Source organism: Streptococcus sp. HMSC071D03, from assembly GCF_001812125.1.
In the GTDB taxonomy this organism is placed as follows: Bacteria; Bacillota; Bacilli; order Lactobacillales; family Streptococcaceae; genus Streptococcus; species Streptococcus pseudopneumoniae_N.
On the sequence record NZ_KV807742.1, the window covers coordinates 13,398 to 32,529 of the forward strand.

Annotated in this window: 18 protein-coding genes and 1 pseudogene; 14 read left to right on the forward strand and 5 right to left on the reverse strand. The window is 39.2% G+C overall.

The window, feature by feature from the left end; genetic code table 11:
* Window positions 1–13 precede the first annotated feature (13 nt).
* Entirely contained in the window at window positions 14–1,360 is a 1,347-nt protein-coding gene (gene gdhA, locus HMPREF2837_RS04675) for an NADP-specific glutamate dehydrogenase (RefSeq protein WP_075230690.1), read from the reverse strand.
* Window positions 1,361–1,589: 229 nt separating this feature from the next.
* On the opposite strand from gdhA, the gene HMPREF2837_RS04680 reads away from it, so the two are divergent.
* The 6 genes from HMPREF2837_RS04680 (at window position 1,590) to HMPREF2837_RS04705 (ending at window position 6,673) form a co-directional block, all read left to right on the forward strand.
* On the forward strand, window positions 1,590–2,525 hold the full coding sequence (locus HMPREF2837_RS04680; RefSeq protein WP_075230691.1) for a dihydroorotate oxidase: 936 nt from the start codon (window positions 1,590–1,592) through the stop codon (window positions 2,523–2,525).
* Between the two features lie 32 nt (window positions 2,526–2,557).
* Window positions 2,558–3,589, forward strand: coding sequence for a DNA polymerase III subunit delta (gene holA / locus HMPREF2837_RS04685; RefSeq protein WP_075230692.1), 1,032 nt, complete (start codon window positions 2,558–2,560; stop codon window positions 3,587–3,589).
* Between the two features lie 75 nt (window positions 3,590–3,664).
* Entirely contained in the window at window positions 3,665–4,270 is a 606-nt protein-coding gene (gene sodA / locus HMPREF2837_RS04690) for a superoxide dismutase SodA (RefSeq protein WP_075230693.1), read from the forward strand.
* A gap of 156 nt (window positions 4,271–4,426) precedes the next feature.
* Window positions 4,427–5,335 carry a LysR family transcriptional regulator gene (locus HMPREF2837_RS04695; RefSeq protein WP_006150820.1) on the forward strand — a complete coding sequence of 303 codons (909 nt, stop codon included), beginning with the start codon at window positions 4,427–4,429 and terminating at the stop codon, window positions 5,333–5,335.
* Window positions 5,332–5,793 (forward strand): signal peptidase II, encoded by a 462-nt coding sequence (lspA, locus tag HMPREF2837_RS04700; protein WP_075230694.1) that lies wholly within the window; start codon window positions 5,332–5,334, stop codon window positions 5,791–5,793. The genes HMPREF2837_RS04695 and lspA overlap by 4 nt, the downstream gene beginning before the upstream one ends.
* A complete protein-coding gene (locus HMPREF2837_RS04705) occupies window positions 5,783–6,673 on the forward strand; it encodes an RluA family pseudouridine synthase (RefSeq protein WP_075230695.1) in 891 nt (296 codons plus the stop codon). Before lspA ends, HMPREF2837_RS04705 begins: the two co-directional genes overlap by 11 nt.
* Window positions 6,674–6,696: 23 nt before the next feature.
* Here HMPREF2837_RS04705 and ffh read toward each other — a convergent pair whose 3' ends face one another.
* The 3 genes from ffh to HMPREF2837_RS04720 are packed head-to-tail and all read right to left on the reverse strand — an operon-like array spanning window position 6,697 to window position 8,830.
* Entirely contained in the window at window positions 6,697–8,262 is a 1,566-nt protein-coding gene (gene ffh, locus HMPREF2837_RS04710) for a signal recognition particle protein (RefSeq protein ID WP_049548294.1), read from the reverse strand.
* A gap of 17 nt (window positions 8,263–8,279) precedes the next feature.
* Window positions 8,280–8,495, reverse strand: a complete 216-nt coding sequence (locus HMPREF2837_RS04715) for a hypothetical protein (protein ID WP_049508835.1) — start codon at window positions 8,493–8,495, stop codon at window positions 8,280–8,282.
* A 2-nt stretch (window positions 8,496–8,497) separates the two neighbouring features.
* Window positions 8,498–8,830 (reverse strand): putative DNA-binding protein, encoded by a 333-nt coding sequence (locus HMPREF2837_RS04720; RefSeq protein ID WP_000402062.1) that lies wholly within the window; start codon window positions 8,828–8,830, stop codon window positions 8,498–8,500.
* Window positions 8,831–8,983: 153 nt separating this feature from the next.
* Here HMPREF2837_RS04720 and rnc point away from each other — a divergent pair, with 153 nt between their 5' ends.
* The 4 genes from rnc to HMPREF2837_RS04740 all read left to right on the forward strand — a co-directional run bounded on the left by rnc (window position 8,984) and on the right by HMPREF2837_RS04740 (window position 14,715).
* The gene (gene rnc, locus HMPREF2837_RS04725) at window positions 8,984–9,682 is read left to right on the forward strand and encodes a ribonuclease III (protein ID WP_000661075.1); all 699 of its coding nucleotides are present in this window, start codon (window positions 8,984–8,986) and stop codon (window positions 9,680–9,682) included.
* The gene (gene smc / locus HMPREF2837_RS04730) at window positions 9,673–13,212 is read left to right on the forward strand and encodes a chromosome segregation protein SMC (RefSeq protein WP_075230696.1); all 3,540 of its coding nucleotides are present in this window, start codon (window positions 9,673–9,675) and stop codon (window positions 13,210–13,212) included. Before rnc ends, smc begins: the two co-directional genes overlap by 10 nt.
* A gap of 88 nt (window positions 13,213–13,300) precedes the next feature.
* On the forward strand, window positions 13,301–13,960 hold the full coding sequence (locus HMPREF2837_RS04735; protein ID WP_075230697.1) for a trimeric intracellular cation channel family protein: 660 nt from the start codon (window positions 13,301–13,303) through the stop codon (window positions 13,958–13,960).
* 176 nt (window positions 13,961–14,136) lie between these two features.
* A complete protein-coding gene (locus HMPREF2837_RS04740; RefSeq protein ID WP_075230698.1) occupies window positions 14,137–14,715 on the forward strand; it encodes an HD domain-containing protein in 579 nt (192 codons plus the stop codon).
* Window positions 14,716–14,958: 243 nt separating this feature from the next.
* Here the strand turns inward: HMPREF2837_RS04740 and HMPREF2837_RS04745 are convergent, their stop codons facing one another.
* Complete coding sequence (locus HMPREF2837_RS04745) at window positions 14,959–15,426, reverse strand: 8-oxo-dGTP diphosphatase (protein ID WP_049548291.1); 468 nt, start codon at window positions 15,424–15,426, stop codon at window positions 14,959–14,961.
* A 332-nt stretch (window positions 15,427–15,758) separates the two neighbouring features.
* Between HMPREF2837_RS04745 and HMPREF2837_RS04750 the strand changes: the two genes are divergently transcribed.
* From HMPREF2837_RS04750 to tnpA, 4 genes and pseudogenes are all read left to right on the forward strand, one after another.
* The gene (locus HMPREF2837_RS04750; protein ID WP_075230699.1) at window positions 15,759–16,550 is read left to right on the forward strand and encodes a Cof-type HAD-IIB family hydrolase; all 792 of its coding nucleotides are present in this window, start codon (window positions 15,759–15,761) and stop codon (window positions 16,548–16,550) included.
* Window positions 16,550–17,368 carry a Cof-type HAD-IIB family hydrolase gene (locus tag HMPREF2837_RS04755; RefSeq protein WP_049548289.1) on the forward strand — a complete coding sequence of 273 codons (819 nt, stop codon included), beginning with the start codon at window positions 16,550–16,552 and terminating at the stop codon, window positions 17,366–17,368. Before HMPREF2837_RS04750 ends, HMPREF2837_RS04755 begins: the two co-directional genes overlap by 1 nt.
* A 3-nt stretch (window positions 17,369–17,371) precedes the next feature.
* A complete protein-coding gene (gene ftsY, locus HMPREF2837_RS04760; protein ID WP_049548288.1) occupies window positions 17,372–18,715 on the forward strand; it encodes a signal recognition particle-docking protein FtsY in 1,344 nt (447 codons plus the stop codon).
* A 189-nt stretch (window positions 18,716–18,904) separates the two neighbouring features.
* Window positions 18,905–19,102 (forward strand): annotated as a pseudogene (gene tnpA, locus HMPREF2837_RS04765) (IS200/IS605 family transposase); the annotation flags it as partial.
* Window positions 19,103–19,132: the final 30 nt, after the last annotated feature.

Genomic DNA, 19,132 nt, shown 5'->3' on the forward strand with positions numbered 1-19,132 from the left:
TAGTTACTAGGAATTAAACAATACCTTGGGCAATCATAGCGTTTGCTACGTTTTCAAAGGCTGCAATGTTTGCACCTGCAAGGTAGTCAGTACCAAGACCGTAAGTTTCTGCAGTTGTTTTAGCTGTGTTAAAGATGTTAGTCATGATGTCTTTCAAGCGACCGTCAACTTCTTCACGTGTCCATGAAAGGCGAAGGCTGTTTTGGCTCATTTCAAGAGCTGATACAGCTACCCCACCAGCATTGGCAGCTTTGGCAGGTCCATAAAGGATTCCATTTTCCTTGTAGACTTTGATAGCTTTAAGGTCGCTAGGCATGTTAGCACCTTCAGATACACAGATAACTCCTTGAGCAACCAAGCGTTTCGCAGCTTCACCGTTGATCTCGTTTTGAGTCGCACATGGAAGAGCGATATCGTAGTTTCCAGTGTAAGTCCATACAGAACCTTCGTAGTAAGTAGCAGTTGGTTTTTCTGCAGCGTACTCAGTCAAACGAGCACGACGTTTTTCCTTAACATCTGTAAGAAGGTCAAAGTCGATACCATTTTCATCAATGACATAACCATTTGAGTCAGATACAGAGATAACAGTTGCACCAAGTTCAGTTGCTTTTTGAAGAGCGTATTGAGCTACGTTACCAGAACCTGAAATCACAACTTTCTTACCAGCAAAGCTGTTGTCGTTAGCTTTAAGCATTTCTTCAGTGTAGTAAACCAAACCGTAACCAGTTGCTTCTGGACGGATCAAGCTACCACCAAAACCAAGAGGTTTACCAGTCAAGACACCAGCATCAAATTGGTTGAGGCGTTTGTATTGTCCGTAAAGGTAACCAATCTCACGTCCACCAACACCGATATCACCAGCAGGTACGTCAAGAGATGGTCCGATGTATTTTTGCAATTCAGTCATGAAGCTTTGGCAGAAGCGCATCACTTCAGCATCAGTTTTGCCTTTAGGATCGAAGTCTGATCCACCTTTACCACCACCGATTGGAAGTCCAGTCAAAACGTTTTTAAAGATTTGTTCGAATCCGAGGAATTTCAAGATCCCTTGGTTTACAGTTGGGTGGAAACGAAGTCCGCCTTTATATGGTCCAACAGCTGAGTTGAATTGAACACGGTAACCACGGTTAACTTGAACTTTTCCATCACGGTCAACCCAAGGAACACGGAAAGAAATCACGCGCTCAGGTTCTGTGATACGTGCCAAGATATTTTCTTCAATATACTCAGGGTGTTTTTCAAAGACAGGCTCCAAAGTGCTGAAGAATTCTTCAACCGCCTGGAGAAATTCAGCCTCATGCCCGTTACGAGCTTTTACAGTTTCAAACACGCTTTGGATATATTCTTTAGCAGATGTCATATCGTTCTCCTTTTTGTTGTCATATTTTATTACATGAGACATTATAGCAGAAAAATTTTTCAGTGTAAAGAAAAAAACATAAATTTTCTAAAAATTCGTTCAATTTAAAATGACTGATTCAAAACATGCTAAAAAACGAACCTTTTCTATGGAAATGGTTTTATTGAAAAGCAAAAGTCAAAGTATGGTATAATAATAGACATAAAAAGGAATCTGGAGGATCAGAATCATGGTATCAACTAAAACGCAGATTGCTGGTTTTGAGTTTGACAATTGCTTGATGAATGCGGCCGGTGTAGCTTGCATGACCATAGAGGAGTTGGAAGGAGTTAAAAACTCAGCAGCAGGAACCTTTGTCACCAAGACAGCAACCTTGGAGTTTCGTCAGGGGAATCCTGAACCACGCTATCAAGATGTTCCACTTGGTTCTATAAACTCAATGGGGCTCCCAAATAATGGTTTAGATTATTACCTTGATTATCTTCTAGAATTACAGGAAAAAGAACCTAACCGTACTTTCTTTCTCTCTTTAGTGGGAATGTCTCCAGAGGAAACTCATACCATCTTGAAAAAAGTTCAAGAAAGTGATTTCCGTGGTCTGACTGAGCTTAATCTTTCATGCCCAAATGTTCCAGGTAAACCTCAGATTGCCTATGACTTTGAAACTACAGATCGTATTTTGTCAGAAGTCTTTGAGTATTTTACAAAACCATTAGGAATTAAGCTTCCACCTTATTTTGATATTGTTCATTTTGACCAGGCTGCAGCGATCTTTAACAAATATCCGCTCAAGTTTGTCAATTGTGTCAACTCTATTGGAAATGGTCTATATATAGAAGATGAGTCAGTCGTGATTCGTCCTAAGAATGGCTTTGGTGGAATCGGTGGAGAATACATCAAACCAACAGCTCTTGCTAATGTCCATGCTTTTTATCAACGCCTGAATCCAGAAATTCAGATCATCGGAACTGGTGGAGTATTAACAGGACGTGATGCCTTTGAACATATCCTATGTGGTGCCAGCATGGTGCAGGTAGGAACTACCCTGCACAAAGAAGGTGTAGGTGCTTTTGATCGCATTACAAACGAACTCAAAGAAATTATGACGGAAAAAGGTTATGAAAGCCTTGAAGATTTCCGTGGTAAATTGAATTATATTGATTAAATAAAAGCGAAACTAAAAAGAAAGGAGAAATGATGCTAGCAATAGAAGAAAGCCAAAAGCTATCTTTATCAAACTTACCTAGTTTGACCTTGTTTACAGGCGCTGATCAAGGACAGTATGAAGTCATGAAAACTCAGGTGCTAAAGCAAATCGGCTACGATTCTGCTGATTTGAACTTTGCTTATTTTGATATGAAAGAAGTAGACTACAAAAGCTTGGAACTAGAGCTGGTCAGTCTTCCTTTCTTTGCGGATGAAAAAATTGTAATCCTAGATCACTTTGTGGATATTACAACTGCTAAAAAACGCTATCTATCTGATGACGAGCTTAAGGATTTTGAAGAATATTTGGAAAACCCATCTCCGACGAGTAGATTAGTTATTTTTGCTGAAGGTAAACTAGACAGCAAGCGACGTCTAGTTAAAATTCTAAAGAGGGATGCCAAGATTTTTGAAGCCATCGAGCCAAAAGAACAAGAGATGCGCTCCTATTTTCAAAAGTGGTCTCAAGAACAAGGACTGACCTTTGACGGGAAATCCTTTGAACAGTTACTTATCAAATCTAGTTTTCAATTCAGTGAAATTCAGAAAAATCTACTCTTCTTACAGTCTTATAAGGATGATGACCGGATTACCGAAGAAGACATTGTTGAGGCCATACCAAAGACTTTGCAGGATAATATCTTTGATTTAACTCAGTTAATATTGACTAAGAAGATTGATCAGGCACGTGATTTAGTAAAAGATTTGACTTTGCAGGGAGAAGATGAGATTAAACTGATTGCCATTATGTTGGGGCAGTTCAGACTCTATACCCAAGTGAAAATTTTGCAAGAATCTTGTCAGACAGAGTCTCAGATGGTCAGCAGTTTGGGTCACTATCTTGGTCGCAATCCGAATCCCTATCAAATCAAGTTTGCCCTTCGAGATACTCGAAGACTATCCCTTGATTTTCTCCAGAATTCTATTCGTTATCTCATCCAAGCTGATTATCAAATTAAGACAGGAGTTTATGAGAAAGGCTACCTGTTTGAGAAGGCTTTGTTGCAGATTGCCAGCCAGTAAAATTGAGCAAATAACTTGAAAAAATAGGATGATTGCGTTATCATCTTTATATAGAAAGAAAAAGAGGTATTACAGATGGCTATTATCTTACCAGATCTTCCATACGCTTACGACGCCTTGGAACCATATATTGACGCTGAAACAATGCATTTACACCATGACAAACATCACCAAGCATATGTAAATAACGCAAATGCAGCTCTTGAAAAACACCCTGAAATCGGTGAAGATCTTGAAGCTTTGCTTGCAGATGTTGAATCTATCCCTGCAGATATTCGTCAAGCTCTTATCAATAATGGTGGTGGCCACTTGAACCATGCTCTTTTCTGGGAATTGATGACTCCTGAAAAGACAGCTCCTTCAGCAGAACTTGCAGCAGCAATTGATGCAACATTTGGTTCATTCGAAGAATTCCAAGCAGCATTTACTGTAGCAGCAACTACTCGTTTCGGTTCTGGATGGGCATGGTTGGTTGTTAACAAAGAAGGTAAACTTGAAGTGACTTCAACAGCAAACCAAGATACACCAATCTCAGAAGGTAAAAAACCAATCTTGGGCTTGGACGTTTGGGAACATGCCTACTACGTGAAATACCGCAACGTTCGTCCTGACTACATCAAAGCTTTCTTCTCAGTTATCAACTGGAACAAAGTAGACGAGCTTTACGCAGCAGCTAAATAATCGCATTTGTTAACACTCCTTTTTAGTTGGATTTTGGGTCTAGCTTTAAAGGTGTTTTTTTGTTTCCTTTTTTAGAAGTAACTGTCTCATGATTTTCCTTTGTTGGATAGGCTTTATTTATGGTATAATGATAAGATAGAAAACGAAGGAGAAATCATGAATATTCAACAATTACGCTACGTTGTTGCTATTGCAAATAGTGGTACTTTTCGTGAAGCTGCTGAGAAAATGTACGTTAGCCAACCCAGTCTATCTATTTCTGTAAGAGATCTGGAGAAAGAGCTAGGATTCAAGATTTTCCGCAGAACTAGTTCGGGTACCTTTCTTACTCGCCGTGGAATGGAATTTTATGAAAAGGCCCAAGAGTTAGTAAAAGGGTTTGATGTATTTCAAAATCAGTATGCTAATCCTGAAGAGGAGAAGGATGAGTTTTCAATAGCCAGCCAGCACTATGATTTCTTGCCACCAACCATTACAGCATTTTCACAACAATATCCTGAATATAAAAATTTCCGTATTTTTGAATCTACAACTGTTCAGATTTTGGATGAAGTAGCCCAAGGTCATAGTGAGATTGGGATTATTTACCTCAACAATCAAAACCAAAAGGGTATCATGCAACGGGTTGAAAAGTTAGGCCTTGAAGTGATTGAGTTGATTCCTTTCCAGACGCATATCTATCTTCGTGAAGGACATCCTTTAGCCAAGAAAAAAGAGTTGGTTATGGAGGATTTAGTTGATTTGCCAACAGTTCGATTCACACAAGAAAAGGATGAATATCTCTATTACTCAGAGAACTTTGTGGATACAAGTGCTAGCTCTCAAATGTTTAATGTAACTGACCGTGCTACTTTAAATGGAATTCTTGAAAGAACAAATGCTTATGCGACTGGTTCTGGATTCTTAGATAGCGATAGTGTGAACGGAATCACCGTTATTCCGCTAAATGATAATCTCAATAATCGCATGGTTTATGTGAAACGTGAGGAAGTAGACTTGAGTCAAGCAGGGACTTTATTTGTAGAGGTCATGCAAGAGTATTTTGATCAGAAGAGGAAAGCATGAAAAAAAGAGGAATAGTAGCAGGAATTATAGCTGCCTTGATTGTATTAGATCAATTGGTAAAGGCTTATGTCGTTCATAATATTGCTCTTGATGAAATCAAATCATGGATTCCAAATCTAGTTAGTTTAACCTATCTGCAAAATAGGGGAGCAGCTTTTTCTATGCTTCAAGATCAACAGTGGTTTTTTGCGGTGATTACTCTAGTAGTTATGGCAGGGGCTATCTGGTATTTGCACAAGCATATAGAAGATTCCCTCTGGACAGTCTTTGGATTGGTTCTGATTATTGCAGGTGGTCTGGGAAACTTCATTGATCGCATTAGCCAAGGATTTGTCGTGGATATGTTTCACTTAGATTTTGTTAATTTTGCCATATTCAATGTGGCTGATAGCTATCTGACGGTCGGAGTGATTGTATTATTGCTTGCAATGCTAAAAGAGGAAATGAATGGAAATTAAAATTGAAACAGGTGGACTACGCTTAGATAAGGCTTTGTCAGATTTAACAGAACTGTCGCGAAGTCTCGCCAATGAACAAATCAAATCAGGTCAAGTTTTGGTCAATGGTCAGGTCAAAAAAGCCAAGTATACGGTCCAAGAGGGCGATGTCGTTACTTATCAGGTGCCAGAACCAGAGGTTTTGGAGTATGTAGCTGAAGATATTCCTCTAGAAATCATTTATCAAGATGAGGATGTAGCAGTAGTCAATAAACCTCAAGGCATGGTTGTTCATCCAAGTGCTGGACATACGAGTGGTACCTTGGTTAACGCCCTTATGTACCACATCAAGGACCTATCAGGCATCAATGGTGTCTTGCGTCCAGGGATTGTCCATCGTATTGATAAGGATACTTCAGGTCTCTTGATGATTGCTAAAAACGATGAAGCGCACATCGCACTTGCTCAAGAATTGAAGGACAAGAAATCTCTTCGGAAGTATTGGGCCATCGTTCATGGCAATCTTCCAAATGACCGTGGCGTCATTGATGCGCCGATCGGACGTAGTGAAAAAGACCGCAAGAAACAAGCTGTGACTGCCAAAGGTAAACCAGCAGTGACACGTTTCCAAGTCTTGGAGCGCTTTGGTGATTATACCTTGCTGGAATTGCAACTGGAAACTGGAAGAACTCACCAAATCCGTGTACACATGGCTTACATCGGTCATCCAGTCGCTGGTGATGAGGTTTACGGCCCTCGTAAAACCTTGAAAGGACATGGGCAATTTCTCCATGCCAAGACACTTGGATTTACCCATCCAAGAACTGGTGAAAATATGGAATTTACTTCCGATATCCCCGCTATCTTTAAAGAGACTTTAGAGAAACTTCGAAATAACTAAAAAAGGACTCAAGCGAGTCCTTTTTATTTACGTTTTTTCTTAGCTTTTTTCATTTTATTAGCCATGCGTTTCATGGATTGTTTCATAGCAAATTCCCCGATTTTGCCCTTGAGACCTCCACCAAACATTTGGCTCATATCTGGCATTCCTGCTCCTCCAAGAGCTGACAAGTCAGGCATACCACCTTGTCCCATCATACCTTCAAGGGCTGACATATCCATACCTCCAGGCATATTTTTAGGAAGGTTGTTAGGGTTGATACCCATCTGTTTCATCATCTTGTTCATGTCACCAGACATGACACCTTGCATGAGTTGTTTAGCTTGGTTGAAGTCCTTGATAAACTTGTTGACTTCGATAAAGGTATTACCAGAACCGGCAGCGATACGACGACGGCGACTTGGAGTAAGCAAGTCTGGGTTTTCACGTTCTTCTGGAGTCATAGAAGATACGATGGCACGTTTGCGAGCAATTTGTTTTTCATCCACCTTCATATTTTGAAGGGCAGGATTGTTGGCCATTCCTGGAATCATCTTGAGCAAATCTTCCATTGGCCCCATATTTTGCACCTGATCCAATTGATCGATGAAATCGTTGAAATCAAAGGTATTTTCTCGCATCTTTTCAGCCATTTCAATGGCTTTTTGCTCATCGTATTCTTGGGAAGCTTTCTCAATCAGAGTCAGCATATCCCCCATACCGAGAATACGGCTAGCCATACGGTCTGGGTGGAAGGTTTCAATGTCGGTAATCTTTTCACCAGTACCAGTGAACTTGATTGGTTTTCCTGTGATGTGACGAACAGAGAGGGCAGCACCACCACGAGTGTCCCCGTCAATCTTGGTAAGGATGACACCGGTAACTTCTAATTGAGCGTTAAATTCTCGCGCAACGTTAGCAGCTTCTTGACCAATCATGGCATCGATGACGAGAAGGATTTCATTTGGTTGAGCTAGAGCTTTGACATCACGGAGCTCATTCATGAGAAGTTCGTCGATTTGTAAACGACCGGCTGTATCAATCAAGACATAGTCGTTATGGTTGGCTTTAGCTTGCTCCAAACCTTGGCGAACAATCTCAACTGCAGGAACATCAGTACCAAGAGCAAATACCGGAACATCAATCTGTTGTCCCAGTGTTTTGAGCTGGTCGATAGCAGCAGGACGATAGATATCGGCCGCAATCATCATAGGACGAGCATCCTCTTCCTTTTTAAGTTTGTTAGCAAGTTTTCCAGCGAAGGTTGTTTTACCAGCCCCTTGCAAACCTACCATCATGATAATAGTTGGGATTTTTGGAGACTTGATAATCTCAGCTGTGTCTGAACCAAGAACTTCCGTCAATTCTTCATTAACAATCTTGATGATTTGTTGAGCTGGATTGAGGGTATCAATCACTTCATGCCCAATGGCACGTTCACGAACCTTCTTAATAAAGTCTTTGACAACAGGTAAAGCAACGTCGGCTTCTAAAAGAGCCAGACGAATTTCTTTGGTTGCTTCTTGGATATCACTCTCTGTGATTTTTCCTTTTTTACGTAGGTTTTTAAAGACGTTCTGCAAACGTTCTGTTAAATTTTCAAATGCCATTATTTTCTCCTATTTTTTCAATTCAGTGGAAATCGTCCGAAATGTTGCAAACTCTCTAGTTCTTCGGTTGTGACTTCTTTCATGATTTCATTTGGATATCCCCAACAGCTAAATCCTTCTTTAAGGGCTTGAGGAATAGAATCAGGTGAGAGAATTTGTAGTCTTGTAGGAAACGGTTCCTCTGCAGCTAATAGTTTGCAAGGTATTCCTTTATAGACAACAAGATTTTCCATGATTACTCCCTATTATCAATACTGGTCAAAATCTCAATTTGCTCTTGTAGAAAAGCATCCTCTGGATAACGCTCTAAGATCTGATCAAAAATCTGACTGCGGACAATGTAGTCAGAGTACATATGGAGCTTCATCTCATAGTCTTCCAGAATCTTTTCAGTTCGTTTGATATTATCATAAACGGCCTGGCGACTGACACCGAATTCTTCAGCAATTTCAGCCAAACTATAGTCGTCTGCATAGTAGAGTTCGATATAGTTCATCTGCTTATCGGTCAAAAGGGCTGCATAAAATTCAAACAGAGCATTCATTCGATTGGTTTTTTCAATTTCCATAAGATTCATTATACCAAAAAAAAGCCCAATTCGCTAGCTGGGGGCTGATTTTAGCTAGAAGTTAGAAAATGAGCTTTTCGCTGTTCTTTTCTGACTATGAAGCCTTTTTTTGATATAATGGATAGGATTATAATGATTTAGAAAGAGGTAGTCATGAAAGAATTAGAATCAGTGTTACAAGACCGTTTTGAGCTTGTTTTTACAGATAAAAGCTTACTTGAAACAGCTTTTACCCACACTAGTTACGCCAATGAGCACCGCCTCTTAAAAATTTCACACAATGAACGCTTGGAATTTTTAGGAGACGCTGTTCTGCAATTATTGATTTCAGAATATCTGTTTAAAAAATACCCTAAAAAACCAGAAGGGGACTTGTCAAAACTCCGTGCTATGATTGTCCGTGAGGAGAGTTTGGCTGGTTTTGCCCGTGATTGTCAGTTTGATCAGTTTATCAAGCTTGGTAAGGGGGAGGAAAAGTCTGGTGGTCGTAACCGAGACACGATCTTGGGCGATGCTTTTGAAGCCTTTTTGGGTGCTCTGCTTTTAGACAAGGATATAAAGACTGTAAAAACCTTTATCTACCAAGTCATGATTCCTAAGGTTGAAGCTGGCGATTTTGAGATGATCAAGGATTATAAGACTCACCTTCAAGAATTGCTCCAAGTTAATGGAGATGTTGATATTCGTTATCAGGTGATTTCAGAGATTGGGCCAGCCCATGATAAGATGTTTGAGGTTGAAGTCCTTGTTGAGGGGCAAAGTCTAGGTTCTGGTAAAGGACGCTCTAAAAAATTGGCCGAGCAGGAAGCCGCTAAAAATGCAGTTGAGAAAGGGCTGGATTCATGTATTTAAAAAAAATTGAAATCCAAGGCTTTAAGTCCTTTGCTGATAAGACAAAAGTTCTTTTTGACCAAGGGGTGACGGCGGTTGTAGGACCAAATGGCTCTGGGAAATCAAATATTACTGAAAGCCTCCGTTGGGCACTAGGTGAATCTAGTGTGAAAAGTCTGCGTGGCGGGAAGATGCCTGATGTCATCTTTGCAGGAACGGAAAGTCGGAAGCCTCTAAACTACGCTTCTGTTATTGTTACTTTGGATAACCAAGATGGCTTTATCAAGGATGCAGGCCAGGAAATCAAAGTTGAACGTCATATCTATCGTACTGGAGATAGTGAATACAAGATTGATGGTAAAAAAGTTCGTCTTCGTGATATTCATGACCTTTTCTTGGATACTGGACTTGGACGTGATTCCTTCTCTATTATTTCCCAAGGGAAGGTCGAAGAAATCTTTAACTCCAAACCTGAGGAACGCCGCGCTATTTTTGAAGAAGCGGCGGGAGTCTTGAAATATAAAACTCGTCGCAAAGAGACAGAAAGTAAGCTGCAACAAACTCAAGACAATCTAGACCGCTTGGAAGATATCATCTATGAGTTAGATAATCAAATCAAGCCCTTAGAGAAGCAAGCAGTAACAGCTCGTAAATTTATGGACTTGGACAGTCAGCGTAAAGGCATCTACTTGGATGTTCTGGTTGCACAAATTCAAGCCAATAAGGCTGAATTAGATCTGACAGAAGAAGAATTAAACCAAGTCCAAGAACTGTTGACTAGTTATTATCAAAAACGCGAGTCACTAGAACTTGAAAATCAATCTCTCAAGAAGCAGAGACAAGATTTACAAGCAGAGATGGCTAAAGATCAAACTAGTTTGATGGATTTGACTGCTCTAATCAGTGATTTAGAACGGAAATTGGCCTTGTCTAAACTGGAGACAGAGCAGGTTGCTCTCAATCAACAAGAGGCACAGGCTCGTTTGGCTAGTTTGGACGAAAAGAGAAATGTTCTCATTCAAGAGAAGGAAGAAAAAGAAGCAAATCTCAGTCAGTTAGAAGCAAATCTAGCAGTCAATACCAAGGAGCTCAATCGTTTAGAAGCTGAGTTAGTAGCATTTTCTGATGATCCAGATCAGATGATTGAGCAATTACGTGAACGTTTCGTTGCCTTTTTACAAGAAGAAGCTGATGTGTCTAACCAGCTGACACGTATTGAGAATGACCTTGAAAATAGTCGCCAACAGACTCAAAAGCAAGAAGAACAATTAGCATCCTTGAAGGAACAATTAGCTTCTGCCAAATCTAAGGCAAGTGAACAAGAGGCTGATCTAAAATCAGCAAAAGAAAAAGTACAGACCTTGCTTGCTGACTATCAGACGAATGCTAAACAGGAAGAAGAACAAAAGCAGGCTTATCAAAGTCAGCAAAATCAACTCTTTGACCGTTTGGATAGCCTGAAAAACAAGCAGGCCAAGGCGCAAAGTCTGGAAAACATTCTTAAAAACCATAGTAATTTCTATGCAGGTGTTAAGAGTGTTTTACAAGAAAAAAATCGCCTGGGCGGTATTGTCGGAGCGGTCAGTGAACATTTAACCTTTGATGTTCGTTATCAAACAGCTCTTGAAATTGCCCTCGGGGCAAGTAGCCAACATATCATCGTTGAAGATGAACAGGCAGCGACCAAGGCTATTGATTTTCTAAAAAGAAACCGAGCTGGTCGTGCGACCTTCCTACCTTTGACAACCATCAAAGCTCGTAGCATTTCTGGTCAGAACCAAGATGTGATTGTCTCAAGTCCAGGTTTTCTTGGAATGGCAGATGAATTGGTTACTTTTGATGCCAAGCATGAAGCTATATTTAAAAACTTGCTAGCTACAACAGCAATCTTTGATACGGTAGAGCAAGCGCGTGATGCAGCTCGTAAAGTGCGCTATCAAGTTCGGATGGTAACGCTTGATGGTACAGAATTGCGAACAGGTGGTTCTTATGCTGGTGGTGCCAATCGTCAAAATAACAGTATTTTCATCAAGCCTGAATTGGAGCAATTGCAAAAAGAAATTGCTCAGGAAGAGAAGATTCTTGGTCAGGAAGAAGAAAATCTGAAATCACTTCAAGAAGGCTTGACAGCCCTCAGTCAAACTTTGGAGACTATTAAGTCTCAAGGAGAGCAAGCTCGAATAGAGGAGCAGGGGTTATATCTGGCTTATCAACAAACTTGCCAACAAGTCGAAGAACTCGAAACGCTTTTAGAACTTCAGGAAAAAGAATTAAACAATCTTAGAGGTGGAGATTGGCAAACTGAAAAAGAAAAATGCCAAGAATGTCTTGCAGTTATTTCAACTGAAAAGCAAAAGCTGGAGTCTGAGATTGAAGAAATTAAGTCCAATAAAAATGCGATTCAAGAACGTTACCAAAACTTACAGGAAAAACTTTCCCAAGAACGTCTCCATAAAACAGAAATGATAGGGCGAAAACGTTACGAAGTTGCAGATATTGAACGGATTAACAAAGAGCTTGAATACCTTGATACGGAGCAAGATGAAATCGAACGCCTTCTCCAAGAAAAGGTAGACAATCTTGAAAAGGTTGATACAGAACTTTTGACCAAGCAGGAAACAGAAGCCAAGAGTCAGAAGGAAGAAATTCAACAAGGGCTCATTCGTAAGCAGTTTGAACTGGATGATATTGAAGGTCAATTGGATGATATAGCCAGTCATTTAGAACAAGCTCGTCAGCAAAATGAAGAATGGATTCGTAAGCAAACACGTGCAGAAGCGACCAAAGAGAAGATTACGGACCGCCTTCGCTATCTTCAAGGTCAACTGACAGAAGAATATCAGATTAGCTATACGGAAGCCCTAGAACAAGCTAATCAGTTAGAAGATTTAGCTATGGCTGAACAAGAGGTCAAGGATTTGGAAAAATCCATTCGTTCACTTGGTCCGGTTAATTTGGATGCCATTGAACAGTTTGATGAAGTACATGAACGTTTGGAGTTCTTAAATACTCAACGAGATGATATTCTTTCTGCTAAAAACTTACTTCTTGAAACCATTACAGAGATGAATGATGAAGTGAAAGAACGCTTTAAGTCAACGTTCGAAGCTATTCGTGAGTCCTTTAAGGTGACCTTCAAGCAGATGTTTGGTGGTGGCCAAGCAGACCTAATTCTGACAGAAGGTGATTTATTGATAGCAGGTGTCGAAATATCTGTGCAACCACCAGGCAAGAAAATCCAATCTCTCAATCTCATGAGTGGTGGAGAGAAGGCCTTGTCAGCTCTGGCTTTGCTCTTCTCGATCATTCGTGTTAAGACCATTCCATTTGTTATCTTGGATGAAGTAGAAGCTGCACTCGATGAAGCAAACGTTAAACGCTTTGGGGATTATCTCAACCGATTTGACAAGGATAGCCAGTTTATCGTCGTTACCCACCGTAAGGGTACAATGACGGCCGCAGACTCTATCTATGGGGTGACCATGCAAGAATCTGGTGTCTCTAAGATTGTTTCTGTTAAACTAAAAGATTTAGAGAATATGGATGCTTAGTTTGTTTTCGATACAACATTTCAAGCTAAAGTATTTAGAATGACCTTCAAGAAGTCGGAGGGTTACAAAAATAAATTGAGGAGCTTATATGGATTTTGACCTATTCCTAATGATCTGTAATTATATTGGGACTATAGCCTTCGCGGCTTCAGGAGCCATCAAAGGATTTGGTAAACGTTTAGATATTTTTGGAATTAGTTTATTGTCAATTGTAACGGCAGTAGGCGGTGGAATTTTGAGAGATTCTATTATCAGTCGTTTTCCTTCCTCTCTTGCTGATCCCAGCCCGATTTATGTCTCTATCCTTGTAGCGGTTATCATGTATGTCTTTGTAACTTCAAAACAGGCCAATGCTAGTCATGAAAAAAAGTTCTATAAGTGGCTGAGAGAAGCTTACCTCATCTTTGATTCGATTGGGTTAATTATCTTCTCTCTAATCGGAGCCACAGCTTTAGCTGATAGTAAATTGAACTTGATGTCGGCTGGGATTTTGGCCTGTTTAACGGGTGCTGGTGGAGGTATTATCCGAGACCTCCTGATCAATGAAGTACCAAGTGTTCTAAAAGAAGACATCTATGCACTTCTATCTTTCGTAATTGGAGTTATTTATTATTGGTTGGCCTTTGTCCTTCACTTTCCAAGAATCACTGCTTTTATCATTCTCTCAATTGTCGGTTTTGTGATTCGACTCTGTATTATTAAGTTTAAGCTCTCTTTGCCAAATATGGATAAAAAGACTTGGAATTGATTGATGGTAGGAAAGTTCAATCACTCGAATGATAAATATTTTATAAATTACAAGTTTAATCGAGCGTCTAATCTCGTATGGATTAGGCGTTATTTTTTTGCAAATACGGGAAATTAATGATGTAAAGATTAATTTTTGCTAATATATTTGTAATTTAGAATAAGGTAGGAATAGCAATGAGTAATTTGAAACATTCAGTTGATTTTATTAAAGAAATAGAGAAATTAAAGTCAGTGACAAGATTTAATAGAACTCTTGATGGCAGATTTGAAAATAGTGCCGAGCATTCCTGGCAGGGTGCCATAGCTGCAATGGTTCTTCAAGATTATTATCCTAAAAAATTGGATATGGAAAAAGTGATTCCTATGTTATTGATTCATGATTTAGGTGAGATTTATGCCGGAGATACTTGGGTTTTTGATGATGAAAAAAAGCTTCATTCTCATGATAGAGAACTAGCATCTATAGAAAAAACAATGAGTATCCTTCCAGAAGAAAAATATTTGAATATGAAAAATTTGTGGTTGGAATTTGAAAAAGGGCAGAGTGCTGAAGCAAGATATGCAAGAGTGATCGATGCATTGGTACCACTGATAAATCACTTAGAAGTGTCAGAATTAAATTATAACCCTGATAATATCAGTGCAGACATGGTATTAGAAAAGAAAAAGTTCATAAAAAGTGAATCAGAAGAATTATGGAAACTAACGGAAGATTTGATTCAGGAAAGTGTAGAAAGGGGGTTATATTTTTAATAACGACTGGCTCTATAGATACAATAGAATATAGAGAAAGCCTTGGAATAAGCTGTTTCCAAGGCTTTTTAGATATCAATAGATACAAGAAAAAATTGTCAGATTAGATGATTTTTATTAGATACCATTATTTTGTAAAACTCTAAACTATATGTTATTAAAGACAGATTGTATTGAGTACTGAATTATACAAAAATTACTAATGGATTGAGAATTTTGCATTTGATTATACCGTAGAGAATATTAGTCAAATAAAATTGTTTTGTTTTCACTAATGCATTTCTTATTATCATCCCAATAGTTAATAGTTTCAAAGCTTCCTTTTCTTAAATAAAGTGGTAGCCTTTTTCTTATTTCATCTTGCATTGGTATTTTATCAATATCTTTTAGATTCCACCATTTTGGCTCACCTTCAGCAGATGTACTTAGTTCACCAGTAAACTGAGTACATAAAAAGTCATAGAAGACAAATCTCTCATTACCAATTGAATTAGTAAAGCCTGAAATTCCTTTTAATTCAAGATTTAATGCAGTGAGTCCAGTTTCTTCCTTAAGTTCCCGTAATGCAGCTTCAAAAAAACTTTCAGGGAATTCAACTTTTCCTCCCGGTGGAATCCAGCCAGGAAAATTATCGTGCTGTCTATTAAGTAATAAAATTTCTTGATTTTTCAAAACGCAAATATTAACCCAGTTTTTGATTTTTTCAGTCATATTATTAACCTCCAACAAGTATTTTTTCATATGCAAGATTATATGTCAAGAACTATATGCTATTTATGATTGTGACAAATGTATCTCAGCCAAAGATTGATAATTTTTACGCAATAGCTGATGAACTCTCAGAATAGACTTCAATCAAGAACTTTGGCAGAAAAGTGTTAAGAGATTGGATATAAAAGAAAGTAAGCAAATCAGTCTGGCCTTCAAATGGCCCTACGGATTGATTTATAGAAGACAAGGACGTGTCAATTCAACACGTCTTTTTTTACTTTTTCTATGGTATAATAGAAGGTAGATTTATTAATTGGAGTATTAAGAATTTTATGATTAAATTAGTAGCAACGGATATGGACGGTACTTTTTTGGATGGTGCCGGTCAATTTGATATGGAGCGTCTGAAAAAGTTGCTCCATTCTTATAAAGAAAAAGGAATCTATTTTGCTGTTGCATCTGGTCGTGGGCTTTTGTCACTTGAAAAGCATTTTGCGGATGTCAAAGATGAGATAATCTTTATTGCTGAAAATGGTAGTTTGGTTCGTTTTCATGGAGAGGACCTTTATGAAGCAACCATGACTCGTGATTTTTACCTATCAACATTTGAAAAGCTAAAGACTTCACCTTATTTTGATGAGAAGAAGATGCTCTTGACTGGCAAAGAGGCTTGCTATGTCTTAGATACAGTAGATGAAATCTATCTTATGTTTAGCCATCATTACAATGAAAATATCAAAAAAGTAGCCAGACTAGAAGATATTACCGATGAGATTTTCAAATTCACAACTAACTTTACTGAAGAGACAGTAGAAGCCGGAGAAGCTTGGGTCAATGAGCATGTGCCTGGTGTTAAGGCTATGACGACAGGCTTTGAATCCATTGACATCGTTTTAGACCATGTTGACAAGGGAGTCGCTATTGTCGAATTAGCTAAGAAATTGAATCTAGATATGGATCAAGTGATGGCCTTTGGTGATAATCTTAATGACCTGCACATGATGCAAGTTGTAGGGCACCCAGTCGCGCCTGAAAATGCTCGTCCAGAGATTTTAGAACTAGCTGAAACAGTTATCGGACATCACAAAGACCAATCAGTTATTGCTTATATGGAGGGATTGTAATGGCAGATATTAAATTAATTGCCCTAGACTTAGATGGGACTTTGCTGACGACAGACAAGAAGTTGACTGATCGTACTAAGGCAACTTTAAAGGCTGCGCGTGAACAGGGAGTCAAAGTGGTACTGACAACTGGACGTCCCCTCAAGGCTATGGATTTCTTCCTCAAAGAGCTTGGAACAGACGGCCATGATGACGAGTATACTATCACCTTTAATGGTGGATTGGTTCAGAAAAATACGGGTGAAATCCTCGATAAGACAGTATTCTCTATTGATGATGTGACACGTATTTACGAGGAAACTGAAAAACTAGGCATTCCTTTAGACGCCATTTCAGAAGGTACAGTTTACCAAATCCAATCAGATCAAGAAAGTCTTTACGCCAAGTTTAACCCTGTTTTAAACTTTGTTCCAATTGACTTTGAAGATTTGTCTAGTCAAATGACCTACAACAAATGTGTGACCGCTTTTGCCCAAGAACCACTGGATGCCGCAATTGCTAATATTTCACCAGACTTGTTTAACAATTATGAAATTTTCAAATCTCGCGACATGCTTTTGGAATGGTCACCAAAGAACGTTCATAAGGCTACTGGATTAGCTAAATTGATCGACCATCTAGGAATTGACCAAAGTCAAGTGATGGCTTGTGGAGATGAGGCAAATGACCTTTCCATGATTGAATGGGCAGGACTCGGAGTTGCTATGCAAAATGCTGTGTCTGAGGTCAAGGAAGTTGCAAATATAGTAACCCCTATGACCAATGACGAGGAAGCTGTTGCCTGGGCCATTGAAAAATATGTACTGAAGGAGAACTAAAGAATGGGATTATTTGACCGTTTATTTGGGAGAAAAGAAGAACCAAAAATCGAAGAAGTCGTTAAAGAAGCTTTGGAAAACTTGGATCTGACAGAACCTAGCGAGGAAGTTGAAGTACTTGGAACTGAAGAAGTTGAAGTGAAAAATACTGAGGAAATCGACCAAGGTTCAGAAGTTGAGGAAACTGAGTGTCATTGTTGTCAGGAAGAGTCAGAGTCAACAGAAGTTGAAGAAACTGAAGAAAGAGCTCAAGAGGTAGCAGAGTTTGTTGCAGAAGAACTTGAGTCACCAGTCGAAGAAGTACCTTCAAGTGATAGCAACGATGAAGAAGCTAATCAAGCTCAATCAGACGAAACGGAAGCAGACACTTCTGAAAAAGTGAAAGAAGATCTAGTAATCGAAGAAATTCCTCAAGTTCAAGAGACTGTACAGGAAAAATATGACCGTAGTCTCAAGAAAACTCGTACGGGCTTTGGAGCTCGTTTGAATGCTTTCTTTGCTAACTTCCGCTCTGTTGATGAAGATTTCTTCGAAGAACTTGAAGAACTCTTAATCATGAGTGACGTTGGTGTACAGGTAGCTTCAAATCTTACTGAAGAATTGCGCTATGAAGCAAAACTTGAAAATGCCAAGAAACCAGATGTCCTCCGTCGTGTGATCATCGAAAAATTGGTAGAGCTTTACGAAAAAGGTGGACAATACAATGAAAGCATTAACTTTCAAGATGGTTTGACAGTTATGCTTTTTGTAGGTGTTAATGGTGTCGGGAAAACAACTTCAATCGGTAAATTAGCGCATCGCTACAAGCAAGCAGGCCAGAAAGTCATGCTTGTTGCTGCGGATACTTTCCGTGCAGGTGCAGTTGCCCAGTTAGCAGAATGGGGTCGTCGAGTAGATGTTCCAGTCGTAACTGGTCCGGAGAAAGCAGATCCAGCTAGTGTTGTCTTTGATGGGATGGAACGTGCAGTAGCAGAAGGTATTGATATTCTCATGATTGATACAGCTGGCCGTTTACAAAACAAGGAAAACTTGATGGCAGAGTTGGAAAAAATTGGTCGTATCATTAAACGTGTTGTGCCAGAAGCTCCGCATGAAACCTTCCTAGCTCTGGATGCGTCAACTGGGCAAAACGCTCTTGTTCAAGCCAAAGAGTTTTCAAAAATTACTCCTGTTACAGGAATTGTCTTAACTAAGATTGATGGAACTGCCCGAGGTGGGGTTGTTCTTGCTATCCGTGAGGAACTCAATATCCCTGTTAAGCTAATTGGATTTGGTGAAAAAATCGATGATATCGGTGAGTTTAACTCTGAAAACTTTATGAAGGGCCTTCTAGAAGGTTTGATATAAACGAAAATCCTGCAAGAATTCTTGCAGGATTGTTTTTGATTATGTGACTTTCAGTCCGTCTCGCTCCGTTAGGTGCGAGACAAAAAAACCACCCGCTATGCGGGTGCGCGTCGAAGGTTATACCACAAAAACTCCAAACGCGATACAATAAAGGTGTTCAAGCCAAATGTAAAGCGAAAGGAGAAAAATATGGCTCAAAAAGCACATAGTTTATCACACACAAAATGGATGTGTAAATATCACATTGTGTTCACCCCTAAGTATAGACGAAAAATCATCTATAATCAATATCGAAGTAGTTTAGGCGAAATATTTCATCGCTTGTGTAGTTATAAAGGGGTTGAAATTATCGAGGGTCACTTAATGCCAGATCATGTACATATGTTATAGTCAATTGAAACAAGAACAAGACAAAAG

Coding starts and splice junctions, on each gene's coding strand:
- gdhA (WP_075230690.1), bottom strand. CDS start 1,360: ATGACATCTGCTAAAGAATATATCCAAAGCGTGTTTGAAACTGTAAAA.
- HMPREF2837_RS04755 (WP_049548289.1), top strand. CDS start 16,550: ATGGCAGATATTAAATTAATTGCCCTAGACTTAGATGGGACTTTGCTG.
- lspA (WP_075230694.1), top strand. CDS start 5,332: ATGAAAAAAAGAGGAATAGTAGCAGGAATTATAGCTGCCTTGATTGTA.
- HMPREF2837_RS04715 (WP_049508835.1), bottom strand. CDS start 8,495: ATGGAAAATCTTGTTGTCTATAAAGGAATACCTTGCAAACTATTAGCT.
- HMPREF2837_RS04740 (WP_075230698.1), top strand. CDS start 14,137: ATGAGTAATTTGAAACATTCAGTTGATTTTATTAAAGAAATAGAGAAA.
- HMPREF2837_RS04720 (WP_000402062.1), bottom strand. CDS start 8,830: ATGGAAATTGAAAAAACCAATCGAATGAATGCTCTGTTTGAATTTTAT.
- HMPREF2837_RS04735 (WP_075230697.1), top strand. CDS start 13,301: ATGGATTTTGACCTATTCCTAATGATCTGTAATTATATTGGGACTATA.
- sodA (WP_075230693.1), top strand. CDS start 3,665: ATGGCTATTATCTTACCAGATCTTCCATACGCTTACGACGCCTTGGAA.
- rnc (WP_000661075.1), top strand. CDS start 8,984: ATGAAAGAATTAGAATCAGTGTTACAAGACCGTTTTGAGCTTGTTTTT.
- HMPREF2837_RS04745 (WP_049548291.1), bottom strand. CDS start 15,426: ATGACTGAAAAAATCAAAAACTGGGTTAATATTTGCGTTTTGAAAAAT.
- HMPREF2837_RS04705 (WP_075230695.1), top strand. CDS start 5,783: ATGGAAATTAAAATTGAAACAGGTGGACTACGCTTAGATAAGGCTTTG.
- HMPREF2837_RS04680 (WP_075230691.1), top strand. CDS start 1,590: ATGGTATCAACTAAAACGCAGATTGCTGGTTTTGAGTTTGACAATTGC.
- smc (WP_075230696.1), top strand. CDS start 9,673: ATGTATTTAAAAAAAATTGAAATCCAAGGCTTTAAGTCCTTTGCTGAT.
- HMPREF2837_RS04750 (WP_075230699.1), top strand. CDS start 15,759: ATGATTAAATTAGTAGCAACGGATATGGACGGTACTTTTTTGGATGGT.
- holA (WP_075230692.1), top strand. CDS start 2,558: ATGCTAGCAATAGAAGAAAGCCAAAAGCTATCTTTATCAAACTTACCT.
- HMPREF2837_RS04695 (WP_006150820.1), top strand. CDS start 4,427: ATGAATATTCAACAATTACGCTACGTTGTTGCTATTGCAAATAGTGGT.
- ftsY (WP_049548288.1), top strand. CDS start 17,372: ATGGGATTATTTGACCGTTTATTTGGGAGAAAAGAAGAACCAAAAATC.
- ffh (WP_049548294.1), bottom strand. CDS start 8,262: ATGGCATTTGAAAATTTAACAGAACGTTTGCAGAACGTCTTTAAAAAC.